The organism is Pasteurella pantherarum, assembly GCF_049670885.1.
In the GTDB taxonomy this organism is placed as follows: domain Bacteria; phylum Pseudomonadota; class Gammaproteobacteria; order Enterobacterales; family Pasteurellaceae; genus Pasteurella.
Genome location: NZ_CP187173.1, coordinates 274,469 through 299,011, shown reverse-complemented (window position 1 = coordinate 299,011; position 24,543 = coordinate 274,469). Strand labels below are relative to the sequence as shown.

At 36.9% G+C, this 24,543-nt stretch carries 23 protein-coding genes; 2 read left to right on the top strand and 21 right to left on the bottom strand.

The window, feature by feature from the left end; translation table 11 throughout:
- Positions 1-7: 7 nt before the first annotated feature.
- The 9 genes from icmH to tssB are packed head-to-tail and all read right to left on the bottom strand — an operon-like array spanning position 8 to position 9,222.
- Complete coding sequence (icmH, locus tag ACPEEM_RS01505; RefSeq protein ID WP_424407483.1) at positions 8-775, bottom strand: type IVB secretion system protein IcmH/DotU; 768 nt, start codon at positions 773-775, stop codon at positions 8-10.
- Between the two features lie 3 nt (positions 776-778).
- Positions 779-2,125 carry a type VI secretion system baseplate subunit TssK gene (gene tssK / locus ACPEEM_RS01500; RefSeq protein WP_424407481.1) on the bottom strand — a complete coding sequence of 449 codons (1,347 nt, stop codon included), beginning with the start codon at positions 2,123-2,125 and terminating at the stop codon, positions 779-781.
- The gene (gene tssJ / locus ACPEEM_RS01495) at positions 2,125-2,667 is read right to left on the bottom strand and encodes a type VI secretion system lipoprotein TssJ (protein ID WP_424402534.1); all 543 of its coding nucleotides are present in this window, start codon (positions 2,665-2,667) and stop codon (positions 2,125-2,127) included. Before tssJ ends, tssK begins: the two co-directional genes overlap by 1 nt.
- A complete protein-coding gene (gene tagH, locus ACPEEM_RS01490) occupies positions 2,667-3,935 on the bottom strand; it encodes a type VI secretion system-associated FHA domain protein TagH (RefSeq protein WP_424402533.1) in 1,269 nt (422 codons plus the stop codon). The genes tssJ and tagH overlap by 1 nt, the downstream gene beginning before the upstream one ends.
- A 2-nt stretch (positions 3,936-3,937) precedes the next feature.
- Positions 3,938-4,972 (bottom strand): type VI secretion system baseplate subunit TssG, encoded by a 1,035-nt coding sequence (gene tssG, locus ACPEEM_RS01485; RefSeq protein ID WP_424407479.1) that lies wholly within the window; start codon positions 4,970-4,972, stop codon positions 3,938-3,940.
- Positions 4,936-6,756: a type VI secretion system baseplate subunit TssF gene (gene tssF / locus ACPEEM_RS01480; RefSeq protein ID WP_424402531.1), complete on the bottom strand. Its 1,821-nt coding sequence runs from the start codon at positions 6,754-6,756 to the stop codon at positions 4,936-4,938. Before tssF ends, tssG begins: the two co-directional genes overlap by 37 nt.
- Before the next feature lie 8 nt (positions 6,757-6,764).
- Complete coding sequence (gene tssE, locus ACPEEM_RS01475; protein ID WP_424402530.1) at positions 6,765-7,208, bottom strand: type VI secretion system baseplate subunit TssE; 444 nt, start codon at positions 7,206-7,208, stop codon at positions 6,765-6,767.
- Positions 7,209-7,214: 6 nt separating this feature from the next.
- Entirely contained in the window at positions 7,215-8,693 is a 1,479-nt protein-coding gene (gene tssC, locus ACPEEM_RS01470) for a type VI secretion system contractile sheath large subunit (RefSeq protein WP_424402529.1), read from the bottom strand.
- 31 nt (positions 8,694-8,724) lie between these two features.
- Complete coding sequence (gene tssB, locus ACPEEM_RS01465) at positions 8,725-9,222, bottom strand: type VI secretion system contractile sheath small subunit (RefSeq protein WP_424407477.1); 498 nt, start codon at positions 9,220-9,222, stop codon at positions 8,725-8,727.
- Positions 9,223-9,664: 442 nt separating this feature from the next.
- On the opposite strand from tssB, the gene ACPEEM_RS01460 reads away from it, so the two are divergent.
- Positions 9,665-10,183: an Hcp family type VI secretion system effector gene (locus tag ACPEEM_RS01460; protein ID WP_424402527.1), complete on the top strand. Its 519-nt coding sequence runs from the start codon at positions 9,665-9,667 to the stop codon at positions 10,181-10,183.
- A gap of 172 nt (positions 10,184-10,355) precedes the next feature.
- Positions 10,356-11,087 carry a hypothetical protein gene (locus tag ACPEEM_RS01455; protein ID WP_424402526.1) on the top strand — a complete coding sequence of 244 codons (732 nt, stop codon included), beginning with the start codon at positions 10,356-10,358 and terminating at the stop codon, positions 11,085-11,087.
- Positions 11,088-11,986: 899 nt separating this feature from the next.
- Here the strand turns inward: ACPEEM_RS01455 and ACPEEM_RS01450 are convergent.
- The 12 genes from ACPEEM_RS01450 to glnB form a co-directional block, all read right to left on the bottom strand.
- Entirely contained in the window at positions 11,987-12,427 is a 441-nt protein-coding gene (locus tag ACPEEM_RS01450) for a methyltransferase family protein (RefSeq protein WP_424402525.1), read from the bottom strand.
- A gap of 12 nt (positions 12,428-12,439) precedes the next feature.
- The gene (locus ACPEEM_RS01445) at positions 12,440-14,146 is read right to left on the bottom strand and encodes a hypothetical protein (RefSeq protein WP_424407475.1); all 1,707 of its coding nucleotides are present in this window, start codon (positions 14,144-14,146) and stop codon (positions 12,440-12,442) included.
- A 12-nt stretch (positions 14,147-14,158) separates the two neighbouring features.
- Entirely contained in the window at positions 14,159-15,868 is a 1,710-nt protein-coding gene (locus ACPEEM_RS01440) for a molecular chaperone HscC (protein ID WP_424407473.1), read from the bottom strand.
- A gap of 74 nt (positions 15,869-15,942) precedes the next feature.
- Positions 15,943-16,557 (bottom strand): YfgM family protein, encoded by a 615-nt coding sequence (locus ACPEEM_RS01435; protein ID WP_424402522.1) that lies wholly within the window; start codon positions 16,555-16,557, stop codon positions 15,943-15,945.
- Positions 16,558-16,574: 17 nt separating this feature from the next.
- Positions 16,575-17,846, bottom strand: a complete 1,272-nt coding sequence (gene hisS, locus ACPEEM_RS01430) for a histidine--tRNA ligase (protein WP_424402521.1) — start codon at positions 17,844-17,846, stop codon at positions 16,575-16,577.
- 32 nt (positions 17,847-17,878) lie between these two features.
- Positions 17,879-18,982, bottom strand: coding sequence for a flavodoxin-dependent (E)-4-hydroxy-3-methylbut-2-enyl-diphosphate synthase (ispG, locus tag ACPEEM_RS01425; protein ID WP_424402520.1), 1,104 nt, complete (start codon positions 18,980-18,982; stop codon positions 17,879-17,881).
- 40 nt (positions 18,983-19,022) lie between these two features.
- Positions 19,023-20,066: a RodZ domain-containing protein gene (locus ACPEEM_RS01420; protein WP_424402519.1), complete on the bottom strand. Its 1,044-nt coding sequence runs from the start codon at positions 20,064-20,066 to the stop codon at positions 19,023-19,025.
- Positions 20,067-20,188: 122 nt separating this feature from the next.
- Positions 20,189-20,734 carry a type IV pilus biogenesis/stability protein PilW gene (gene pilW, locus ACPEEM_RS01415; RefSeq protein WP_424402518.1) on the bottom strand — a complete coding sequence of 182 codons (546 nt, stop codon included), beginning with the start codon at positions 20,732-20,734 and terminating at the stop codon, positions 20,189-20,191.
- Positions 20,735-20,773: 39 nt separating this feature from the next.
- On the bottom strand, positions 20,774-21,910 hold the full coding sequence (locus tag ACPEEM_RS01410; RefSeq protein ID WP_424403964.1) for a bifunctional tRNA (adenosine(37)-C2)-methyltransferase TrmG/ribosomal RNA large subunit methyltransferase RlmN: 1,137 nt from the start codon (positions 21,908-21,910) through the stop codon (positions 20,774-20,776).
- Between the two features lie 278 nt (positions 21,911-22,188).
- Positions 22,189-22,704 carry an HXXEE domain-containing protein gene (locus ACPEEM_RS01405; RefSeq protein ID WP_424402517.1) on the bottom strand — a complete coding sequence of 172 codons (516 nt, stop codon included), beginning with the start codon at positions 22,702-22,704 and terminating at the stop codon, positions 22,189-22,191.
- A 241-nt stretch (positions 22,705-22,945) separates the two neighbouring features.
- Complete coding sequence (locus ACPEEM_RS01400) at positions 22,946-24,199, bottom strand: AI-2E family transporter (RefSeq protein ID WP_424402516.1); 1,254 nt, start codon at positions 24,197-24,199, stop codon at positions 22,946-22,948.
- Positions 24,200-24,538, bottom strand: a complete 339-nt coding sequence (glnB, locus tag ACPEEM_RS01395; protein ID WP_424403962.1) for a nitrogen regulatory protein P-II — start codon at positions 24,536-24,538, stop codon at positions 24,200-24,202.
- Between the last annotated feature and the right edge of the window lie 5 nt (positions 24,539-24,543).

Sequence of the window (24,543 nt, the reverse complement as noted above, 5' to 3'; positions counted from 1 at the left end):
TATTTCCTTAACTTAATAATTTACTTAATTCTTCAACTATTGTTTGGGTTTGCTTATTGAGCTTAATCAGATAAAAACAATAAAATCCAATTAGAGTAACTAATCCCAATCCTATAATTTGGCTTAAAGTTATTTTTTTTAATAATTGATAAGCATGTTTTTCTGAATCTCTTTCTTGAAAATAAACAATACCTGAGGATGATGAGTTTCTTTTTGAAACACTCGCAATGACATCATGCAATTTTCTAAAAATAGCCTCAAATTCATCAGTATTTTTTCCAGTCACTTTATATCGACCTCTAAATCCAAGACTAAAGCATATATAGATGAATTCAAGAAGGTCTAAATAACGTTTTGGCTCCGCCATAAGTTTATCTAATAAAATATAAACCTTTTCTCCTCCCCACGTTTCATTATGAAAATAAGTAAGCAATGACTTCTGAAACCAACTACTCTTAGCACCCCATCCATGTCCCAAGGCAATCTCATCAATAAAGGTACAAAGAACATAACGAAATGAAATCACCATACCTGGTTCATACTGATATTCACGTAATAACTGCTCAAATGATTGGATATCTTTTACAACTTGTTCATACAGCATCGTTGGCATATTTTGATCTGTGAGTTCTTTTAATCTTAATACCATTCCAAGCAGTGGTGTTGCGACATCAATCATAGGGTTTATATTGTAACCTCTTAAAGGAAGGTTATAAGATGGTAAAACTTCATTAGCACTTTGAATTTCTAAGCTATCTGAAACATTTTCAAGCATATCTTAACCTCTTATTGCCCATAATTGCATATCTAGTTCAGGGAACTCTCCCGATACATGAAAAGCAATCGCATGATTTTTTTGCACATCAATCCATTCATCGCTATGGATATCCAAATAAAAATAAATATATCCAGCATGATATGGAAGCTGACGAGGAGCCATTGTTAATGGACGCAATTCAATACCAGGTAATTGAACACTGACTAATTGACGAATTTTATCGGGCGTTGTAATTTTAATTTGTTGTACCAACTGTTTGCGTAATAACTCTTCTGGCATTCTAGCAGAAACAGCAAGAATAAATTCAGCCTTATATAATAAATCTTGATCATTGATAACGGCCGTTTTAACACCATAAGGCAAGGATTCTAATTGTATTGATACAGCCTTAGGAGTTAAGACTGTGCTCAGTGAAATTCTTAACTGTTTAAATAAACGCTGAAAACACTCAGTCATATCAAAATGATCATATCGCAGAAACTCTTTCGGTAAACGAGAAGCATCTGTAAATGTCATCAGCTCGCCACATAATTGAATAAGCAATCGATAAAAATATTCAGGATGGATATGAGGATGAATATTTAAATGTTTATATAAAGGGTATTCCCTATTTAATAGTTGTAGCATCAAAAACTCTGCTACATCAGCAATACCTTGCTGACTAGGTGAACCAATACGCGAGGATAATGTTTCTGCTCGTTGTTCTAAAGTACTCGCTAATTCGCCTATGAATGCTCTCAATTCTGAGGAGGCAGCAACATCCATACAAGTAGGGATAAATTTATCATCTAGTACTATTCTTCCATCAGCCAATTTATCTCTAATCCGTGCTATATGTAAGTATGTATAAGCACTTTTTTCCTCACTTCCTTGAATAAGCTTTGGGGATAATTTAGCAAGAAACAAGGTGTTACTATTACCATTTGGAGAATGTGTATCCCTAATATCCTCCAAACTTTCTTTATATCTAATAGATATATTATTTTGGTTATGATAATCAGAATGAATTTCAGTAAAGGTTGTGTTGATATTTGGTAATGCTAAATAAACATCATACGAACTAGCACTATCTAGTTGTTTAATCTCTATGGGATGAGGTAATAAGTCCTGAGATGGAAAATTAAAATAAGTTCCATCAGGAAATACCCCTTCGGCAAATAATAATGAAATGCGACCAAGATTTAACATTTCTCGGTCAATATCGAAAGAAATCAATCCACAATTATAATTATTATTTAATGCTAATAACTGATTTTGGATTAAATAATCAATATGCCTTTGCTGTTGCTGGAAGTGTTGTGGTTGAACAAACAATCCTTCTTTCCAAATTACTCTATTCTTAGACATTATTCTTCATCCTTTCTAATATCCACTTCATTTCCTCGAACGTGCACTAGAATATGATACCTATGACCAATCCCTTTTAATGTCACAACTTTCTTCCATTTTGATTCTCCAGAATCTGAATAATACGCAATAACACCAAGATAATTATTTTCTTCTTTTAGTTTAATCTGAGGTAAAGATTTATACTGAGAGGGTAACAAAGTATAATCTTGGTGATCGATATAGTTTTTACCTAAAACATCTTTTAAATCTTCTAAGCTAAGTTGTTCATAATAAGCGGATAATAATTTAGAGTCTTCACTTAAATAAACCAACTTTAACTCTATAGGAGAGGGTTGGCCACTTTCATTTTTGTTAATATCAGCTTCTGCAAGTAACGAAATTTGTACGATTGAAGGCTGTTCTAGAGGTCCACCAACTTGAATATCTGGATCTTTTATTACTTTTCCTATTTTTGACACCATTTGACAACTAGAAAGAAAAAGTACAGCTAACAATATTGATAACATTTTTGATGCTAATTTACGATGTATATAACACATTATTTATTTCCTTTTTTTTGTTTATCACGTAATGCCTTGTCATATGACTGAGAATAGACTTCCCAAAATAATTTCTCAAAACCATACTGGCGTTTTGATGTGAGTTCTTCATAATAATTTTTATACATTTCCCAAGCCCAAGCACTTCCCCCATTTTGAGTTTCATTACTACGGCGATAATTCTCAAACCGTTGTAATAATAACTCTGGAGAGAATGCATCCAAAATAGCACCTAATGCACTAATAATGGCAATACGATTGGCTTCATTATGGATCAATAGGTTATGTAAACTTTCTGACACAGCCGCAGGTGCTGCTAAATGAACAGGACTTTTTTGGTCACCGAATAACACTTCCATCGTAGTTGCATAATCTAAATTTAGGCGTAAAGGATTATCTTCAATTGGACGTAAATGTTTATCTGATAAACTATTTTGTTCTTTTTGCAAAGCGAGTAATCCTTCAATTACTGCTTTTAATGTTTTACCTACTTCAGTTAGAAAATCATTAGCTTCCTGAGTGTCCATCAATTGTATTTTAGTATCCATTTCTCTCATTAATGGAGAGATTGTTATATAGGCATTTTCTGTAAATTGAGATTTTTGTTCAGCATTATCTAATATAGGTAAATCTATATAGACATTTTGTTGACTCATATCTGACTCTCCATAAGGTTTCGATTCAATTTGTTCATCTTTTAAATAATCATTTTTTGAAAATATCTGAGAAGAATTACTATTGGTTTGAGAGACCATAATATTATTTCCCTTGGAGCTTAATGCAAAAATAGGATCTCTAACTAAATTTTTATCTACGGTATCGGCAAGTTGAGAGGTATCCATTAAATTTACACCTTTTTTCTGCTCTAAAATTTCTTTTAAGTGATCTTGATTACCACTAACGATTTCTTCAATAGATTGTTCTGCATCTAGACTATTTTTTCTTTGTCTCATACTAACAATTAATTTTAAAGAACCGCACTTAATTTGATCTCCATCCTTTAAACGTATAAACCCTGATTTCGGAGTAAATGTAGCTGAATTTACCAATAGTGGTTTTTCAAGAACTTGTAAACAAAATGCATTATCTCTCCATTCAATATTTGCTTGGTTATACGGAATATTTCCCTTTATATCTTGCAAAACCCAATGATTATTAATACTACTCCCTATAGTTCCACCATCTTGATTAAACGTATTCTCACGAGCCTTACCACTTTCAAGATCTGTAATATTTTTAACACTTAAAATTAATACATGATTGCACATTTTCATTCCCTAATACAAATAGTTACGTTGGGGTTTAACTCTAGTTTTCCAATAAAACTTGTCCAACCAAGCATAGTATTTTGTGTGTCTCCAAGCCTCATACTATTAAGCTGATTGGGTTTAAGTCCTAGCCTTAAGTCCCAAGAAAACTGATCTTTCAATATAAAAGAAACAAATGTTACTAATGACAAATAATTCTCGCCATTAGGTAAAAAAGAAAGAAATTGTTCTCTTGAAAGATTATTCAATTGAAGTTCAAATTTACCTCCACAATCAGGACTTCGACTTCCTAAAGTAAAATTTTGCCCTATACAACTGCGTCCTATAGGAGGTCTTCCTAATTCTTTTGATACTGTTCCTAAACGGTTTTGTTCATTTTCAAAAATATTTACATATCGGAAACACCACTCTTTTAAGCGGACATCTGGCAAGTCAAAACAATGGGATACTAAATTTTCAACTATTTCTGCTGATCTTGCTGGACTCGCAAGCATCCCTGCGTACGCTAACATCTTACTATGGTGTATATTTAAGCGACTACGTTGCTTTTTATGTTCTAGCCCAACTAATGAAAACATTCTCTGAGAAAATTTATCATTCCCATCATTTTTAAAATTAATATAGTAACGATATTTCCGCCAAATATGATGTAATAATAAAACTAATCTGTGATTAAACAAATTCATAAAATCAACAAGTTTAGTATCTTTATGCAAGTATTCAGCTGCTAAATTTTCTAAATAATATGTTGGTAAGGGTGATTGTGAGCCATGCAAGCCTAGGAAAGTGACTTCCAAAGAATATCTCCCTTGCTCACTTGATAAAATATCAACAATATCCCTAATAGGGAAAGCTAATCCTGCAGATGACATAAAGCGAATTGGCTCGTCATTTGGAAATAATGTTAACGTCTTATCTGCTTCAATTTCAGATAATTTAAAAAGTGTTTCAACTAATTGATAAAAGCTGTATCGGTTTATATTAATTAACTGAGTATCATCTACATTATTACTTGTTGTCCTATATGAATTGGCCATTCATACATCTCCTGGTTATCAGTATTAATAATTCTTAATTTATGAAATGAGTTTACACTCGCATAAAGTGTAAAGAATTGTGATAACACACTACCAAATAAGAACATATCACCTTCGGAAGTAAATTCACTTTGTTTAATGTATAAAGTAGATTGAATCCCTCTAATTGGGACACCTCTAAATAAGCGATCAATTGGCACTGTTTCTATTGACTGAATAGCATCGAGTTTCTTTTGAGAAATCTTAGCATTTCGGCGACTATGCCAAGCGGGTAAATCATAAGTTTTCAATATTTCTTTTAATGGTTCAATATCTAATAAAGATAAATAATTTAGAGAAGAATTTGAGATCAATTTCCAAGCTAATGTACCATCTATAACAGGATGTAATGGTAACGATGGGCGAGTAATATTTTGGAATTTTGTTGAGGATGGGTGCTGTTCAGTATTAATACAAATATCTCCAACTTTTAATTTTGTTGGAAGCTCCCTATTAGTACATGTCAAATCAATTGATATGCATTCATTTGTATCCAGTAATTGTGTTTCATCACCTCTAATAAAAGATAAATAATGATCAAAACCTGGGTAAAATAAAGAATTCTTCGTTCTTAAACGGTAATAAAGTGCAGTACGCCCATTTATATATTCAATTTGATGACGAAAGCTCTCAAAAGGTTCATAAATACGATTACCACTATTATTTTTTTTACTCAGTGCAACATCCTTTTGTATAAAACTATAAACTTTATCAACCGAAAAAATTTCATACCAATCAGGATGTTGATGACTACCTTTGAGCATATATTCTGTTTTGGTGCCATCTAGGCGAATATTTTCACTATCATGTTTAAATAAATTAATTGCTGGTACACAATGTAATCGAAATGTTGATGTTCGAACACTAACATCGACAGGCAAAGATAAAGAAAATGAGAGCTTAAGGGTAAACGTTTTACTTTTTATTCCACTTGCTAATTTTTCAAATCCAGTAACATCAAAAAATAAAAAACTTTCAGGAAAACAATAATATTCTTGTAAAACTCGATAACCTTCGTTAATATTTTTAGGGTAAGGCAATACGGCATCTTCTCGCTTAAATCCCACTGGTGAAAAATTAATATTTGGCAATGGATAACTTATATCATTAATAACTAATTTTGCAGATTCTAAATAATAAGATAACCACAAGTATAACTGGTGATTAGTATACTCATCAGCACCTAAATAAAATCTTAATTTATTAAGTTCTAACGTATCAAAAGACAGTTCTGTTTCTGAAGAAAAATGAATACTAATAAAAGACTTCTCATTATTATTTGTTCTAGAAACGTCACTGATTGAAAAAGGATTGATATAAACATCACGGCAAGTTTGAAATGTACAAGATATTTCACCATCATCAATGATTGCATTATCTTGATTAATATATGTTGTAGAAATAGGTTTACTTAATAGATAAGTTCCTTTTTCAACAATATCTTGTAATGCTCCAACTTTCTCATCTGGGTAAAATTCTACAATCGTCATACTAGGCGTTGGTCTTAAATAGTTAGGCCATAGCATATTTATCATACTGTGAGTAAATTCTGGAAATTCATCTTCAATTTTAGCCCTTAAGCTTCCTGTTAAAAATGCAAATCCTTCTAACAAACGCTCAACATCAGGATCCGCACTTTTTTCAGATAGAAAGTTAGCTAAATGAGGTTTTTCAACTGCTAATTTTTTTCCAAGCTCACGTAAATATTCTAGCTCACTTCTAAAATACTTTTCTAATACAGACATTGTTCTTCTCAAATATCAGCAAAATCTAAATAATAATGACGATCATTATCTAAATGTAGATTAAATACTACTGAAGAATGTATCTCTTCCACAGATAATACAGCATCAATACGAAAATGTAATAATAGAGGATTATCCTCATTTATAAGCGATTGCACTCTCACAGAAGTAATTCTAGGTTCAAAATCCAAAATACACCGTTGGATTACATTTTGAACATTATTCAAAATGTCTATTGTTCCTATAGTTGCATCATTTAAATCAACAATACCCAAAGCTGAAGCACTTTGACAAGCTCCAGGATGGGTATTTAGAATATTGATTAAATTCCGTTTAACAGATGATACTAGTTCCTTGATATCTGAACCTTTAGTGTTCTGTGTTGCTTCTGCTTGGATTCTTTCAAACAAGCTGGCTGAACTTTCTCTATCCCAGCTGAATAATGCTGGCATAAAAAACTACTCCTTATCTAGGCGTCCGACTAAAGATAACTCAAAATTAGATCCCATATATTTAAAATGAGGTTTTACTTTAATCGAAGATAGATACCAACCTGGATCCCCTGCAACATCAGACACAGTAATTGATGCACTACGGAAAGGGCGTCTACTACGAACATCTGCTGGAGGGTTTTCCTGATCTGCTACGTATTGCTTAAGCCAAGTATTCAACTCTTTTTCTAAATCGCCACGCTCTTTCCAACTGCCAATTTGTTCTCTTTGTAACACTTTAATGTAATGAGCAATGCGGGTAATCATGAAGGTATAAGGTAATTGCGTACCTAATTTATAATTAGTTTCTGCAATTTTTCCTTCTTTAGTATTAGGGAATACTTTAGGTTTTTGAACAGAATTTGCAGAGAAAAATGCTGCATTATCACTTCCTTTACGCATTGTTAGGGCAATGAACCCCTCTTCTGATAATTCAAATTCTCTTCGATCCGTAATAAGAACTTCAGTTGGGATTTTAGAAACTGTTTGACCCATCGCTTCATATAAATGTACAGGTAAATCATAAATAGCACCACCACTCTGTGGACCAATAATATTTGCACACCAACGATATTTAGCAAAGCTATCCGTCAAACAAGAAGCTAATAAGAAGGCACTATTCCCCCATAGATAATGTTCATGCTCTTTACTGACATCTTCTTCATATCCAAAACTTTTAACTGGATTACTTTCTACAGAATAAGGCAAACGAGCAAGGAAACGGGAAACAGTTAATCCTAAACTACGAGAGTCTTCAGATTCACGTAATGCACGCCATTTAGTATAAACAGGGCTTTCAAATACAGATTTAAGATCTTTAATCGCAGGTAACTCTGTATAACTCTGAATACCAAAAAACGTCGGAGAAACCGATGATAAAAATGGGGCGTGAGCCATAGCACCTACAGCACTAACATATTGTAGTAGCTTCATATCTTGGTTTTTAGGGGTAAATTCGTAATTGCCTATTACAGCTCCAATAGGTTCCCCACCAAATTGACCATACCCTGAAGAATAAACATGTTTATAAAAGCCAGACTGAACAATCTCAGGAGCAAACTCAAAATCATCAAGGAGCTCTTCTTTCGTTGCATGTAAAATATTTATTTTAATATTTTCACGAAAATCTGTCCTGTCAACCAACAATTTTAAAGAACGCCAAGAAGATTCTAGTTGACGAAATTTCTCATGGTGCAGAATTTCATCAACTTGCATACTTAATTTCTTATCAATTTCCGCAATCATTCTATCAATTAATAGCTTATTGATTGGTTCCGCATGATTTTCAGTCATGAGAATATTAGAAATAAACGCAGCAACACCTTGTTTAGCAATATCATACCCATCACTATCAGTGGAAATACGTGTTTGAGCCATAATCTCATCGAGTAAAGACGTATTTTTTACTTCCGTATCTAGGTGTTGTTCTTTTGTTGTTTGAGCCATAGTTTTTACCTTCTAAAAGTTCTGCTAACAATTATTTATCATTGAGTAAATTCAATTCTTTTAACAACTGTTCTCTTGATTCATCATTTTCTAACAACTCGGCTAAACGAGCTCTAAATGCGGGCACATTACCTAACGGTCCTTTAACTGCTGTCAAAGCTTCTCTCAATTCCAACAGCTTTTTAAGTTCAGGAACTGAATTAACAATATTATCTGGAGAAAAGTCATTCAGGGAAGCAATGCCTAAATTTACACTTAGCTCATCATCCTCTTTTTCAGATAATTTATTCGGTACATTAAGGTTCAACTCAATCCCCATCTCACCCATTACAGAAGAAAATGTATTTTTATCGACAGGAATCATTGGTCTCTCCTCAATCGGTGAATCCTCTGCTTTTCCTTTCATATCTCCGACAACAAGCATATTAAGAGGCAACTCAACCTCAGCAATCTGTCCATCTGTTGCAGGAACATATTTGATGTTGATTCTCTCTTTTGGTGCTACAGAACCTTCTTTATTCTTACTCATAGATATTACCTCATTACATGTTAGCTATATGTTAATAGAGTTAATTAAACATGACAACCAAGTCTAAAAAAACGTTTACTTTTTAGAAATTATACCCTATAAGATGATAAATGCAGAACATCTCACTTATATTATTTATTATTTAATTTTTATGTAAAACTTGTCGTTATTGACACTTTACATATAATATTTAAAATATAGGAAAGATATTAACTATTCAAGTATTGAAATATCATGTTTGACATTTTGATGCAAACATTCCCGTGAACTTCAAGCAACAACTCAATAGAATTGAATGGTCCGAAGTATAAATTTATTTATTATATGCTGAATAAACTAATATCTAAAAAACCAGTTTGTAAAACTTTAACATACAAATAATGTGTTAAATAGGCAGAAAATTCAATGTTTAATAGCAACCCACACTCAATAGGAGAGAACTATGCCAACCCCATGTTATGTATCAATCACTGGTAAAACTCAAGGTGAAATTACTTCAGGTGCATTCACAGCAGAATCTGTTGGTAATATTTTCGTACAAGGTCATGAAAATGAAATGCTTGTTCAAGAAGTTAAGCATGTTATTGAAGTGCCAACTGATCCACAATCAGGTCAACCATCTGGTCAACGAGCTCACAAGCCCCTAAAATTAACAGTCGCTTTAAACAAAGCAGTACCAATGCTATACAATGCATTAGCATCTGGAGAAATGTTACCTAAAGTCGAATTAAAATGGTACAGAACTTCTGTAGAAGGGAAACAAGAGCATTTCTTCACAACCTCATTGGAAGATGCTACTATTGTCAGCATTGACTTAAAAATGCCTCATGCACAAGACCCAACTCAACGTGAATTTACCCAATTACTTGAACTTTCTTTAGCGTATCGTAAAATTAATTGGGAACATACATCGGCAGGAACATCCGGTTCTGATGACTGGCGTAATCCACTTGAAGCTTAATAAGACATGTTAAGCTCATCGTCATTTATTTAGGAAATGTATGGTCTTTAATTCATAGAAAATAAAGGTCTAGTCATTTACTAGGCCTTTTTTATTAACACTTATATAGCTATCCTTGTGTTTTATAAAAATTTTATACTTTAACAATGAATTATTTTATGAAGGATAATAAATGAAACTCTTGCATAAATTTGTTATTCATATCACTACATTTTTCCTAGTGGCATGTAATGCTAAAAACACAACTGGCTATGAAAAAATAGAGGCTGTTGTCACAGGTAATAATGGCAATCTATACATTTTAACTGAAACATTAGACTACGAGTTACCTAAATCTAAAATTAAAGATGCAAAACTCTTTTTTGAATTAGCACCAATTTTTTCAGAAATTAATCAACCAATTAGTGCTCGAATGTGGGTAAAAGAACGTAGTATACATTTTGCCTTTGATGAAGCAGTATTACGTATATATAAAGAAGAAAACCATAAATTTGCTTTAAATAACTCAATGAATATAAAGGACTATTACGCAACTAACATCAAAGCCAAAAAATTCTTAAAATATATTCAAACATTAGCCAAAAAAGACAAAAACAATAAACTCTCAATTACACGCGAAAATAACCAAGAGAATGTAATTGATTACACTCTCAAAACCAATAAAAAAATGAAAAACGATCAAATCAGAGGGCATATAGTTAACATTACGAATCGCCAAGAAATTATCAAAGCATATCAATTAGATTCGAACAATTTTAAAGACTATAGAGTCAATATATTTTATGAACCAAGTTTATTTAAAAATGGTTTTTTTACAAAAAATATAGACAAAGAAAGTATGGTGTCTGGCAATCAACTAAACCTAGAAGGATGGAAAACACTGCCAGCCTTGAAGTTAAAGTAAGAACGTCATCATCTATCAATAATGCAAGGACCTAAAACTGAAAATAAACTAAAGAATTGAATTTTTTGGTGTAATGGACAAAAATGTGGGATTTTTGTCCATTACACCAATTTTTTTATGTCTAAAGATTCCGTGTTATCTACTCTTAGTCAAGTTAGCTCAGATATAAATAGCCTTGAAACCATAACTGATTTGACAGGAAATGAAGAAGTAGCATCTCGAGTGGCTAAAGGTACAAAGTACAATATCGCAAGCTACTCAGCCCCTTAATCTCGCCAAAGATTCACCAAAGTAAACTAAATTCGCAAGACACTCTCGTCCCCTCCTTTTTCACCGACTCAATTAGATAATCAAACTGAATTATCATCACCTTTAGCGTTACTCACTGCATTGTTTAAACGTTCGGCGACAGGTCTGTAACCTAGATGGATTACGCAATGATTCATCATTTAGGACTTGAAGAAGATAATAGTCCGCAGCTATAGCTTAGAAAATTATTACAATTACAAAATCACCCCAATGCAAAACTCAATACATTATGTCAACCTATTTCCACCTCATATCACAGCAAACAACCACAAGCACTCGATATAGAGGCAAGCGAAAATTGGAGAATGATGGCGATTCCCCGTGTAGACCATGAGGTCTTGCTCAATTTCCTTGATAGTAACCCAAACCAACTTCTCGTAATGGGCAAACCTATAAAGGGAAGGGAGGCAATGGCATTTTAATGGAAGATGCCAAAACAGGTCGTAGATTGGATTTCCAAGCCCAAAAGGCATGACGATCGATGCACGCAATAACAAAACCACACAAGTCAATAACGAACGCCTTAACACGCACTTTCTTCAAAACGTCTCACGCCATTAGTTTGGTATGGAATGAGGTTTCATGCCAAACTATAACCAACGTCTCACTTTGTGCTTATAGTTTAGGTATTTTTCTCCAAACGACCTTTCTAAATAAGCTTCTTCGGGTTTGATCTGCCATTGCTGAATACAAAACACAAAAATAATCCAAAAAAGCACCGCACTTACACTGCCAAGCCATAATCCCCAAGCAAGCAATAAGCTGGCTAAGCTTAAATACATGGGATTGCGGCTAAACTGATAAACGCCCTCTACCACGAGATGGCGTGTGCGGTCGAGTCGAATCGGGTCGACGGAGGTCTTGGCTTGCCAAAATTGCCACAGACTGCCTACGCCTATCACCATACTAAAAAGCACTAAAAATCCAATTAACCACTCACTGCGGGGGAATGAATAAAGCGGTGGAGCCCACCACATCGCCATGCCACAGGCGAGAAAAATCACAGGGGGAGGAAGGCGAATGCTCATCATCGTACTCCTTGCTTATCCCATTCGTTTTAAACGAAATAACACCATTTCTTTTATCAAATACTGTATACCCACAAGTAAAAATAAGCAGGGGTAAAAAAGAGATAAGGGTGCGGTGACAATATGCCCGAGGGCGAGAACCCACACTAACGATAACAAAACCAGTTCTAATAAACTGCCTTTATCTTCATAACGTAAAAACCAATGTAAGGTTTGAATAGGCAAGAGGAAAAACCAAATGACCCATGCACGTAAGAGATGAAAAATTCCACCTAGCTTACCTGTAACCGCCCAATCTGGGCGAGTTTCCATCGTCACTAAATGGATAAAATATCCTCTGACATAATTTTCTAAAAAGAGATTGAAGTTAATCCAAATGATAGCAAATTCAAGGGGGTAAAAGTCAAAAGGGAGGAGGAGAAAATAGATTCCAAGACTCATTAAAAGATAATATAAGCTCGCTTGAGGCACGATGTTTTCCGTCAAACAAAGCCAAACCCAAAACAATACCAAAAGATAATTAAAGGATAAGTCATTGCCCATCGAAAGCCCGTGCTTGAGCATGAAGAAGGCAAAAGGTAACAAAATACCAATAATGAAAGACATGGTTTTTTTCTGTTGAATTTGAAATGCCGTAATCGCTTGGCTAAAAGAAGTGAATAAGAAAAGACAGATTAAAATCCACGCTCCGCCAAAAACAGTCAATCGATAAAGGCTAATAAAAAGTGTTTCATCACTTAAATAAGTGAGTATCGCAACGGCAACAAGCAGTATGCCTCGAAAGACTAAACGGCATAATATGGCGGCATCATATAACCGTTTGATGCCCGCATGGGAACGTTCAAACAACATTCTTTGCGGTTCGGATAATTCATAAAATAAAAAAGGCGAAACGAGGAAGGCATAAAAGAGATTCGCCCAAAAAGCATATCCTTGATTGATACGCATTAAAAATGCATGAAAAAGTGGATATTCTGTAAAACGCTGAGGGATTGGATGATAAAGTGCCGCTAAGGATAAATGTTCATGTAACAATTCAATGTCTGTTTCATTGAGATGATATTGAATGCGGTAGTCATTATGCCAATTAAAATAAGTAGACCATTGTTCCCACAATACCGAGTTATTCACTTTCTTTTCAGTGATAAATGTGAGTAAACGCCAAGAAATCGCTTCACTCTGCACTAAAGAAAGTTGCAGTAAGAATAACTGAATATCTTGCCATTTTTGAACCAGTAACTCTCCCCCACCTTGTTGATACCATTGTTCTATGCTGACAAACAGGCGATCTGCTTCATCTGTCTCATCAGATTCATCAGATTCATCAGATTGAGAAAGAGGCGTTTGCCTTGTGCTATCTTCATTGGAGAGTGGGAGAAAATCGTCCTCAAATAGAACCTGCTTCGTGGGAAGATTCTCCCCATCTTCAATCTTCTCTAAATGAAGAGACAAAGGTGTTGTGGTTTCTTCTTGTGCTGCATTTCGTTGATTTTCTAGATGGTGTTCTCGTTGAACCATAGGATCATCTTGCCAAGGCTGTGCATGATCATGCGTGGCAACATAAGGTGCCATCATTAATGCCTCATCGAATGCTTCACGCAAACGCTGATAGCCTTCTGGATCATCATCTGGGCGAGTGAGTTTGAGCATTTTGGCATAAGCTCGACGGATTGCTCGCTCATCCTCTGTGGGAGGCAATTGTAAAATATCCCAACAGCTCATCGACGTTCCTTTTTATAATAACCAGCCACCATCATAGCGAGATAAAAATTCACTGAAATATTTTTGTGCACGACGGATTTTTGCCTCATCTTGTGAATCTAAAGCGGCGAGAAAATACCCCATTTGTTCGCTAATAAACATACGGTGATCACCGAGATATTCATGGTATAACCGTTTCGCTTTTTCTAATAAATAAAGATTTTGTTCTTGATCCCTTGGGTGAATCTTAAGTGCGGTCAATTTTCGGCGAGATTCTTCAATTTCTTCAGCCGTCAGACTCTCGGCATTTTGTTGAAAAACATCAGAATGTTGTAAATTTAACTCATCATTGCGGATATCCACTTCAAGTAACCCGTTAGAATCATAACTAAAACGCACATCAATCATGATTTCCCCTGCGGGTTTCGGAGGAATATGGATATTAATCTCCCCCAACAAAAGATTTTCTTTCGCTAAAGGCGATTCACCTTGCAACACTTCAAATAAAATTTGGGTTTGGTTATTCACCACTGTTCCAAAGGTTTGTACCCGTGAAACAGGCACAGGCATATTTCGTTCAATAATGGGGGAAAACTGCCCTTCAATATGACGTCCATCTGCCAGTGTTCGCACAATATTCGTGCCTAAAGAGAACGGCATCACATCGGTCAACACCACTTCATTGACATGATGATTGCGTGCAATTAATGCCGCCTGTACTGCAGCCCCTCGAGCAATAGCTTCATCAGGGTGTATGCTCGCCAGTGGAATACGTTGAAAAAGTTGCACCAATAAATTGCGGATCATCGGCATACGTGTTGCCCCACCGACAAGAATGACACCATCAATTTGGTCAGCTTTTAATCTTGCATCACGTAAAGCTCTCTCCAAAGGTTGGCGTAAGCGGGCTAATAAAGGTTTGGATGCCTGTAAAAATGCCTCTGCACTGACCTTGGCACAATGTTGTTTATCATTCAATGTTAATTGGATAGTTGCCACTTTTTCTTGGCTTAACGTGCGTTTAGCCGTTTCAAATACTTGCCATAACTGTGGATTTTCAAGCACTTGGCGACGATCTTTCTCGGTTAAGGTGTCGCAATTAGACAAAAAACAATGTGCAATCACTTGCACAAAATCTTCCCCACCTAAATGATTGTCCCCCGCACTTGCCGAGACTTGCACCACACCATCAAAGTAATCAAGAATAGATACATCAAAGGTGCCACCGCCCAAATCATAAATTAAAAAACGGGTATCATCGGGTTTCTCTTGTAAGTTATAAGCTAACCCAGCGGCGGTCGGTTCATTTAACAAACGCAAAACATTCAAGCCCGCCATTTGTGCTGCGGCTTTCGTGGCTTGTCGTTGAATGGCATTAAAATAGGCAGGTACGGTGATCACCACATCTGTAACAGGTTCACCTAAAAAGGTTTCGGCATCGTCTTTTAAGTTTTTCAGAATCAGAGCTGAAAGCTCCTCTGCCCGAAAATGGCGTTTTCCTAGTTTGAACTTCTTGTTTGTGCCCATAAATCGCTTAAACGCCGCCGCACTTAAATACGGTTGTGTAGCAAGCCGTTCACGGGCAGAAAGCCCAACCAGTAAATGATCATCATCACTGACACTGACAACAGAAGGCGTTAAATAATGCCCTAATTTATTTGGGATAAGCCTTGTTTCACCGTCAATAAACTGTGCAATTAAGCTATTTGTTGTACCTAAATCAATACCAATTTGTAATGCCATTTACATGCCCTTATTTGACAGAAAATTTAGATAACAAAAAGGCTTGGGGGAACCGACCCCAAGCCTTGACTCAACTATAAATTATTTAATCGCACTTGTAACCACTGTGCTTCAAGTGGTGAGGCATTTTGTTGTGCTTTTTCATAATTTATTTTAGCATTCGCCATATCGCCTTTTGCGAGGAAAATATCCCCCATTAAATGATATTTTTTACTGTCCCAAGCCGTGGATTTCACTTGTTTTAGGCTATCTAGTGCTGCATTAAAATCATGCTGTTGATACTGCACGGAGGCTAAACGTAATGCCGCAATAGACACTAAAATTTCATCAGGTGCACGAGAAATAGCTTGTTTTAAGGTTTTCTCTGCTAAAGCGTAAAGCTGTTTTTCCACCTCAAATTTGGCTTTATCTAATAATGCTAATGTCGCATAAGCATCATTGCTATTCTCTTTGATAAAACTTTCAATTTGTTTATTACGTTCCGTTAAATCATCACGGGTGGTATAAATTAAATGTTCGTAAGCGGCAGAGGCTTGTTGATTTTTAACCAGTTGGTAGCTTTTCCAATAATTCCAAGCAAATATTGCAGCAAACGCTAACACCACAGAAGCGATAACGGTTTTATGATTCTCGCTCCACCATGCTTTAAGCTGATTCAGTTCTTGTTCTTCTTCAATTGTATAAGCCATTTTGCATCCTTATTTGACTATAAATTGTTCTTAATGTAAGCGACAATGTCCGTTAATGCAACGGTTTGTTGTTCTGCCCCACCAAGGAGGTGCTTCACCACAACCTGTTGATGTTGTACTTCACTTTCACCAATCACCAAGGCAAAGGTTGCACCACTTTTATCGGCACGTTTAAATTGTTTTTTAAAATTCCCACCGCTGCAATGGGTCATAACACGTAAATCTGGCAATTCGGTGCGTAGTGTTTCGGCTAATTGGAATGCCGCTAATGTGGTGTTTTCACCTTGATAAACCATATAAATATCCACCGCACTTGGCAAGCTGATGCTTTGATTGACTTCTTGAACTAATAACACCAAACGTTCTAAGCCCATGGCAAAACCAACACCTGTGGTGGCATGTCCACCTAATTGCTCAACAAGACCGTCATAACGCCCACCACCACACACGGTGCCTTGTGCACCTAATGCGGAAGTAACCCATTCAAACACCGTTTTGTTGTAATAATCCAAACCACGCACTAACTTAGGATTTACTTCATATTGCAAACCCACAGCATCTAGCAATGCACAAAGCTGTGCGAAGTGTTCACGGCTTTCTTCGTCTAAATAATCTAACAATTTCGGTGCATCATTTAGCACTTCTTGTAAGGCTTGATTTTTGGTATCTAAAATACGCAGTGGATTTTTCTCTAAACGTTCTTTTTCTTCATCACTTAATAAATCAACGTGTTGTTGTAAGAATTCAACTAGTGCAGAACGGTAATTTTTACGTGCTTCTAAAGAACCGATTGAGTTAAGCTGTAATGTTACATGCTCAAAAATCCCCAAGGCTTTCCATAAACGAGCGGTTAACATAATCAGTTCGGCATCAATTTCAGGATTAGGAATACCAAACACTTCCACGCCAGCTTGATGGAATTGGCGATAACGCCCTTTTTGTGGACGCTCATGACGGAACATCGGTCCCATATACCATAAACGTTGTTCTTGATTATAAATCCAACCATGTTCAATTGCCGCACGCACACAACCTGCGGTGCCTTCTGGACGTAACGTTAATTGTTCATCATTATCCCAGAAAGTGTACATTTCTTTCGATACCACATCGGTGACTTCACCAATCGCACGTGCAAATAACGGCGTACTTTCCACGATAGGCATGCGTACTTCAGAATAACCATAATTTTGTAAAACTGACCGCACTTTACCTTCCACCCATTGCCATAATGGGCTTTCAGTTGGGGAACAATCATTCATACCACGAATTGCTTGAATTGTTTTTGCCACAATAATGTCCTACTTCATTTTCTCTTGTTATTTTAAATAATTCTATTTTTGGGATCTTGCGTTGCCACTTTGGCACGAATTTTGGCTTCTAACTGATTAATTAAATCTTCATTATCAAAGCGTTCTTTCTGACGCTCACCATCTAAGTAATAACCACTTTTCTTGTTGCCGCCTGTGACCCCTAAATCAGAAACAAGGGCTTCGCCTGGTCCATTCACCACACAGCCAATAATCGAAACGTCCATCGGGGTAATAATATCCTCTAAACGTTGCTCAAGTGCATTGACGGTACCGATCACATCAAACTCCTGACGTGAACAGGTTGGGCAAGCAATAAAGTTGATACCACGAGAACGAATACGCAATGATTTCAAAATATCAAACCCCACTTTGATTTCCTCGACAGGATCTGCCGCCAAAGAAATACGTAAGGTATCGCCAATACCTTCGGCTAAAAGCATGCCTAAACCCACCGCACTTTTCACAGCCCCCGCACGAAAGCCCCCTGCTTCGGTGATCCCTAAATGTAGGGGTTGAACAATGGCTTTCGCTAATAAACGGTAAGCTTCTACCGCCAGAAATACATCGGAGGCTTTCACGCTCACTTTAAATTGATCAAAATTAAGGCGATCTAAAATCTCCACATGACGTAATGCCGATTCCAATAAGGCTTCTGGGGTAGGTTCACCATATTTTTCTTGCAAATCTTTTTCTAAAGATCCTGCATTCACCCCAATACGGATCGGAATATTTTTATCTCTAGCACAATCCACCACGGCACGAATACGATCTTCACGTCCAATATTGCCGGGATTGATCCGCAAGCAATCCACGCCATACTCTGCCACTTTTAATGCAATACGATAATCAAAATGAATATCTGCCACCAAAGGCACATTGACTTGCTGTTTAATGAGTTTAAATGCTTCCGCCGCATCCATCGTTGGAACAGAAACACGAACAATATCCGCCCCAACACGTTCCAAGGCTTTAATTTGTGCAACCGTCGCCTCCACATCAGTGGTGCGAGTATTGGTCATAGATTGCACAGCAATGGGTGCATCGCCCCCCACAGGCACATTGCCCACATAGATTTTTTTCGATTCTCTACGTTTAATATTTGGTTTTGCTAACATCGTAGTGTGCTACCTTTACTCTGCTACATGTTTTGCCACATTATTGTGGTAATTTAAATCTCGCCACTCGCCCATCGACTTTTAATGGGTAAGCTTCGCCTTTATAGGTGATATTCACATTACTTGGCGCCCCAACAATTAATGAATAAGGCCCACCTTCATTAAAGGTTAAAATCTCACCTTGTTTATATTCTTTTTGTGCTAACACACGACCATTTTTATTTTTTACACTGATCCAACAAGTGCCTGTCACTTCAATGTGTAATTCATCATTGCTATTCACCACAGTCGCATTATTTTCGCCCTGTTCAGCAGTATTTTGTGAGTCATCTAATTTTGCCATTTCAGCTTTTAAAACATCAGATGAAGTCATCGGCTGCATTTGTTGTGGATTAAGAACCACAGGTTGATTGGCAGAATTGATATTGCTTTGCGTTTTCGGGGCATCATTTAATGGTAACGTCGTTACAGGAATTTCGATGCCTTGTTTTTCTTCTGTAATAACAACAGGTGCATTTTCTGCTTCTGGTACCGCACGAGAAATTGCCATCTCCGCCGTATTTTCACTAGGTGATGGATTTTGTTTAACCGTATCCACACTCACCAATGGCGTTGCTGGCGTATTGGTTTCCACATAGTTTTGCACTAAATTATCCCGCTCAACATTTGACTGCTGATAGTTTTCCCACCACCAAAGCCCTGTCATGCCCGCAACAATTAAAATCACAATCAAACTACACCAGCCAATCCAACGATTATGGGAAGAATATTGATTCACCGCACGTGTCGATCTGGCATTTTTACCTAAATCATTGGCATAATCATCACCAAAATCCACATGAGCCCAAGTGGATTCAGGTAATTTAAGAAATTTTGCATAATTTCTGACGTAACCTTTCATAAAGGTAGCGGGAATGGATTGATGAATGAATTGATTATTTTCAATGAACTGCAAGATAGAAGGTCTTAAGGCAATTTGCTTAGAAACATCTTCAAGGGAAAGATTTAAGGCTTCACGTGTTTGTCGGAACTGTTCACCTAATGTAACCTCAGGTTTCTCTGTGTTGTTGATTGCAGTATTCATAACTATCTCACGCTATTTTCAAGAAATTCAAATGCTAAAGTTTAAAGTTGTCAGCGTGCTTTTGCAATAGTTATTACACAGATAAGCCATTCAGCCACAGATTTTTCTAATAGGTCATCACATTATTCTTTCATTGTGGGAAGTTGTCGAGCCCTTGCTGCATCCATTTTCATGAGGTTTTGCACACTTTGTTGGTAACGTTGAAGGTTTTTCTGCGAAAAGGCACACAACGCCATATTTTCATAAGTATCCGCATATTGATAATAATGCTGACTTTTCAACGCCTGCTCAAAGTGCAAATAGGCTTGTTCAAATGCCCCTTGACTACATAAAAACGCACCATAATTATTTAACACATCACCTTGCGAAGGATCGAGTTTGATCGCCGTGTCATATGCCTTTGAGGCTTGCTCAATTTGCCCTTGAGTTTGATAAAAATACGCCAACGCAGAATGCACTAAGTAAAAATCGGAAGAATAACTCAACGCTTTATCAAAATTTTGTTTAGCTCGCACAAAATCCTGTTGTGCCAAATAGCCTAACCCCAGTTCCACTCGTGCTTTTGCGGCTTGTTTCGCATCAAACTCTGAGCGTTGAGGCTGTGAAACACAAGCACAAAGAAAAAGAGAAAAAATGCTTGCAAGCCAAAATCGAAAAGTGCGGTTCATTTTTTCTCCTTTTTTATTCATGAAAATGCTGAAACAGAATTAATGGTTTCTCACAGCAATTTCCTTGCCAAATTGTTTTTTCTGTGCCGTCCGTTTCGTGCGGTCAATCACATCACCAGCTAATTGCCCACAAGCGGCATCAATATCATCGCCCCGTGTTTTACGCACAATCACAGTGAAACCATATTCCATTAATGTTTTTTGAAAACGATCAATGCGAGAATTTGAGCTTTTCGCATAAGGTGCTTCAGGGAACGGATTCCATGGGATCAAATTGATCTTGCAAGGGGTATTTTTTAATACCTGTGCTAATTGATGAGCATGCTCCACGCCATCATTAACATGATCCAACATCACATATTCAATGGTCACTTTACCGTGATTAGCATTCGACACATTCAAATAACGATTGACCGAATCCATTAACATCTTAATGTTATATTTTTTATTGATTGGCACAATTTCATCACGCAATTCATCGTTCGGGGCATGTAACGAAATGGCTAACGCCACATCAATCATTTCACTTAATTTATCTAACGCAGGCACCACTCCCGAAGTCGATAAGGTTACACGGCGTTTTGATAAACCATACGCAAAATCATCTAGCATGATTTCCATTGCTGGCACCACATTAGCCACATTTAATAATGGCTCGCCCATGCCCATCATCACCACGTTAGTGATTGGTCGCACGCCCGTTACCCCGAAATTCCCAATGATTTTTGACGCACGCCAAACCTGACCAATAATTTCCGACACCGTTAAATTGCGGTTAAACCCTTGTTGTGCCGTTGAACAAAAAGTACAAGCCAACGCACAGCCCACTTGTGAAGATACACATAATGTCGCACGATCTGCTTCAGGAATATACACCGTTTCCACTTGCTGATCGCCTACTTGCATAGCCCATTTAATGGTACCATCGGCAGAACGTTGCTCCACCGCCACTTCAGGGGCTTTAATTTCAGCTACTTGCTTTAATTTATCTCTTAACTTCTTGTTAATATTGGTCATATTGTCGAAGTTATCTTCGCCAAAATGATAAATCCATTTCACCAATTGATCGGCACGAAACGGTTTTTCGCCCAATTCTTGAAAAAACTCACGCATTTGTTGGCGTGTTAAATTCATTAAATTAATTTTCTTTGCAGGTTCAACGGAAAATTCCACCATTTTCACTGCATTTTGTGCCTTTTCAGCACAGCTTTGTTTTTCTAACATAGTGCCTCGTTGTTACACATTACGGCATTGATTATCGCCTATAAAAAATGAGTTGCGATTGTACAGAGTTAGTACGCATTAATCTAGCAATTTTGCCAAACCCTGTAAAAAAACACCGCACTTTTTTGCGATCGGGATCGAGAAAGAAAGGCGAAAGACATAAAAGCAAGGTGGATTGAGTGAATACATCCTTATTTTAAATAAGAATAGACTAAATCAGGCAGCTAATCTCAATTCGTCTTCATTAGTCGAGTGAAAATACCAATAAGCTTTTGTGCGAAAAATAAGTTTATCGCCACAAGAAAAAAGCCAATACAGAGATAAGGGAATATTTGTGCTAGCCCATATTCTTGAGCCAAAAAACATTGATAAATTATCCATAGTGAAATAGGCAAACAGATGATGCTTGTTATTGTTGCTGGAATATATTGCCTTAAAATGAGCGTTTGTAGGATATGTATCACAAAGTGAAAAGTACAAGCAATAAAAGCGCCTAACCAAAGCCCAAAAGTCACACAACTCATAATAAAGAAGGCACAGAAACAAAGAGCGATACATAGGATAAATTCTTCTAATACGGCAAAAGCAAATCCTTCCGTACTAAAATTTTGCGATACCTTATAAATAAACGGATATTTATGATGAAATAACGACCTATTCTTATTCAAAAAATGTTTCATGCCAATGATTTCTTCCAGCTCATGAAAAATAAAAATAAGTGGGAAAAACCAAATATATTCTTGCATATCCACTTCCTATTAAAACAAAACAATCACGTTTGTTTATTCATTTAAAGAAATGTCCCCATACACCATCATATGCCATTACAGTTAAAAGACAAGCTATGCATGACGGAGTGAGGCTCAGAGGCGGGATGTTCAGGCGATAATACATAGTCAATAGCAAGTTAAATCGCTCATATCAGCTTTAAACAAACACCGCACTTTTCTAGCAAGAAAAAGTGCGGTGTGTTTTTAATAGATTTTGTTATTTTTGCTCCGTGGCATTGGCGATGGCTTGAATTTCGGCTTGAACTTCTGCTTTTGCTTCCGCAATGACGCCAGCAATGGCTTCATTTTTGGCTTGCTCTTTTGCGGTGGCGATAGCTTCGGCAATTTCTTCCGCATTTTCTTCCCATTCAGCTTGCTCTTTCATGCGTTCGGCTGCTTCTTGTTTGGCATCAATAATTTCTCGGTTGATGTCTTTCACATCGCCCAACAAAATGGCGTATTTCATGGTTTCTGGGCTGGCTTCGAGGGCAATTTTTAATACCATGGTCAGTGGCACAGAAAGCAACATGCCCACTGTGCCGAGCAACCAGCCCCAAAAGAGTAAGGATAAGAACACCACTAAGGTGGATAAGCCTAAGGTGCGTCCCATCATTTTGGGTTCGATAATATTGCCGACGATCATATTAATTGCCCCGACCCCAATTGCCACCCCAAGCCCTGTCGGGAAGCCATTTAATAATAAGGCTTGCACCACAATGGGAACAGCAGCGATGATCGAGCCAATGTTAGGAATATAGTTAAGAAGAAAACTTAATGTTGCCCATAAAATCGCATACTGAACATCGGTGAGTTCAAGGAGCAGATACACGCAGAAACCCGTTAATAAACTGGTTAAAGTTTTCACTCCAAGATAGCTGATCACGCCTTGTAAAATGCGGTTAATGTAATGTTCTTCACGGTGAATATTGCGAATATCTGAGCTAAAAACTAAGGCTAATTTATGTTTGGCAAAAGGGGCTTCGCTTAACATGAAGATCACCACAAGAAATAAGACGAAAACGTTGGTGACGACCCCTGAGAAACTCAGTAATGTGCTACTCACTAAGTTCATGATGACACTCGGATCCATATATTCCATAACACGCTCCACTGACACATCTAAAGGGATATGCCATTTTTTCGCAAGGACGACTAAGGATCCAACACGTTCTAATAATAAAAGGCGGTATTGTGGAATGGATTGTGTAAATTCTCTTGCCGTGCTGTTGATCAAGCCTAGTAAGAAGAAAAACACAAATAGGATCATAATAAGCAGTAAGGTGATCGCAAGCCAGTGAGGGATTTTGCGATTGGTCATAAACTTAATTAATGGCGAGCAAACAATCGCAATAAAAAGCGACAGCAAAAAAGGCACGGCAATTTCACTGGCGATTTTTACACCCGCCAGAATAATCACAATCGCCGCCAGTGCGACTAGCACCCTGACAATTGAAGATTCCATCTTTAGCATTTAAATGGCATCCTCATTTTCTTCGCCCGTACGAATGCGAATGACACGTTCAACGTCGTACACAAAAATTTTTCCATCGCCAATTTTGCCTGTTTGTGCACTTTCCATAATGGCATCAATACATTGATCCACTTGTTCATCGGGAATCACAATTTCCATTTTGACTTTAGGCAGGAAATCTACCATGTACTCGGCACCACGATACAGCTCGGTATGCCCTTTTTGGCGTCCAAACCCTCTCACTTCCGTCACGGTCATGCCTGTGATACCAATGTCTGAGAGACTTTCACGCACATCATCTAATTTGAATGGTTTAATAATGGCTTCAATTTTTTTCATCATAC

Coding starts and splice junctions, on each gene's coding strand:
- tssG (WP_424407479.1), bottom strand. CDS start 4,972: ATGGCCAATTCATATAGGACAACAAGTAATAATGTAGATGATACTCAG.
- ACPEEM_RS01445 (WP_424407475.1), bottom strand. CDS start 14,146: ATGAGCTGTTGGGATATTTTACAATTGCCTCCCACAGAGGATGAGCGA.
- ACPEEM_RS01460 (WP_424402527.1), top strand. CDS start 9,665: ATGCCAACCCCATGTTATGTATCAATCACTGGTAAAACTCAAGGTGAA.
- ACPEEM_RS01405 (WP_424402517.1), bottom strand. CDS start 22,704: ATGCAAGAATATATTTGGTTTTTCCCACTTATTTTTATTTTTCATGAG.
- ACPEEM_RS01435 (WP_424402522.1), bottom strand. CDS start 16,557: ATGGCTTATACAATTGAAGAAGAACAAGAACTGAATCAGCTTAAAGCA.
- tagH (WP_424402533.1), bottom strand. CDS start 3,935: ATGTGCAATCATGTATTAATTTTAAGTGTTAAAAATATTACAGATCTT.
- icmH (WP_424407483.1), bottom strand. CDS start 775: ATGCTTGAAAATGTTTCAGATAGCTTAGAAATTCAAAGTGCTAATGAA.
- ispG (WP_424402520.1), bottom strand. CDS start 18,982: ATGTTAGCAAAACCAAATATTAAACGTAGAGAATCGAAAAAAATCTAT.
- tssF (WP_424402531.1), bottom strand. CDS start 6,756: ATGTCTGTATTAGAAAAGTATTTTAGAAGTGAGCTAGAATATTTACGT.
- ACPEEM_RS01440 (WP_424407473.1), bottom strand. CDS start 15,868: ATGGCATTACAAATTGGTATTGATTTAGGTACAACAAATAGCTTAATT.
- tssB (WP_424407477.1), bottom strand. CDS start 9,222: ATGAGTAAGAATAAAGAAGGTTCTGTAGCACCAAAAGAGAGAATCAAC.
- tssE (WP_424402530.1), bottom strand. CDS start 7,208: ATGCCAGCATTATTCAGCTGGGATAGAGAAAGTTCAGCCAGCTTGTTT.
- tssJ (WP_424402534.1), bottom strand. CDS start 2,667: ATGTGTTATATACATCGTAAATTAGCATCAAAAATGTTATCAATATTG.
- pilW (WP_424402518.1), bottom strand. CDS start 20,734: ATGAACCGCACTTTTCGATTTTGGCTTGCAAGCATTTTTTCTCTTTTT.
- ACPEEM_RS01410 (WP_424403964.1), bottom strand. CDS start 21,910: ATGGTGGAATTTTCCGTTGAACCTGCAAAGAAAATTAATTTAATGAAT.
- ACPEEM_RS01455 (WP_424402526.1), top strand. CDS start 10,356: ATGAAACTCTTGCATAAATTTGTTATTCATATCACTACATTTTTCCTA.
- ACPEEM_RS01450 (WP_424402525.1), bottom strand. CDS start 12,427: ATGATGAGCATTCGCCTTCCTCCCCCTGTGATTTTTCTCGCCTGTGGC.
- ACPEEM_RS01400 (WP_424402516.1), bottom strand. CDS start 24,199: ATGCTAAAGATGGAATCTTCAATTGTCAGGGTGCTAGTCGCACTGGCG.
- ACPEEM_RS01420 (WP_424402519.1), bottom strand. CDS start 20,066: ATGAATACTGCAATCAACAACACAGAGAAACCTGAGGTTACATTAGGT.
- tssK (WP_424407481.1), bottom strand. CDS start 2,125: ATGTCTAAGAATAGAGTAATTTGGAAAGAAGGATTGTTTGTTCAACCA.
- glnB (WP_424403962.1), bottom strand. CDS start 24,538: ATGAAAAAAATTGAAGCCATTATTAAACCATTCAAATTAGATGATGTG.
- tssC (WP_424402529.1), bottom strand. CDS start 8,693: ATGGCTCAAACAACAAAAGAACAACACCTAGATACGGAAGTAAAAAAT.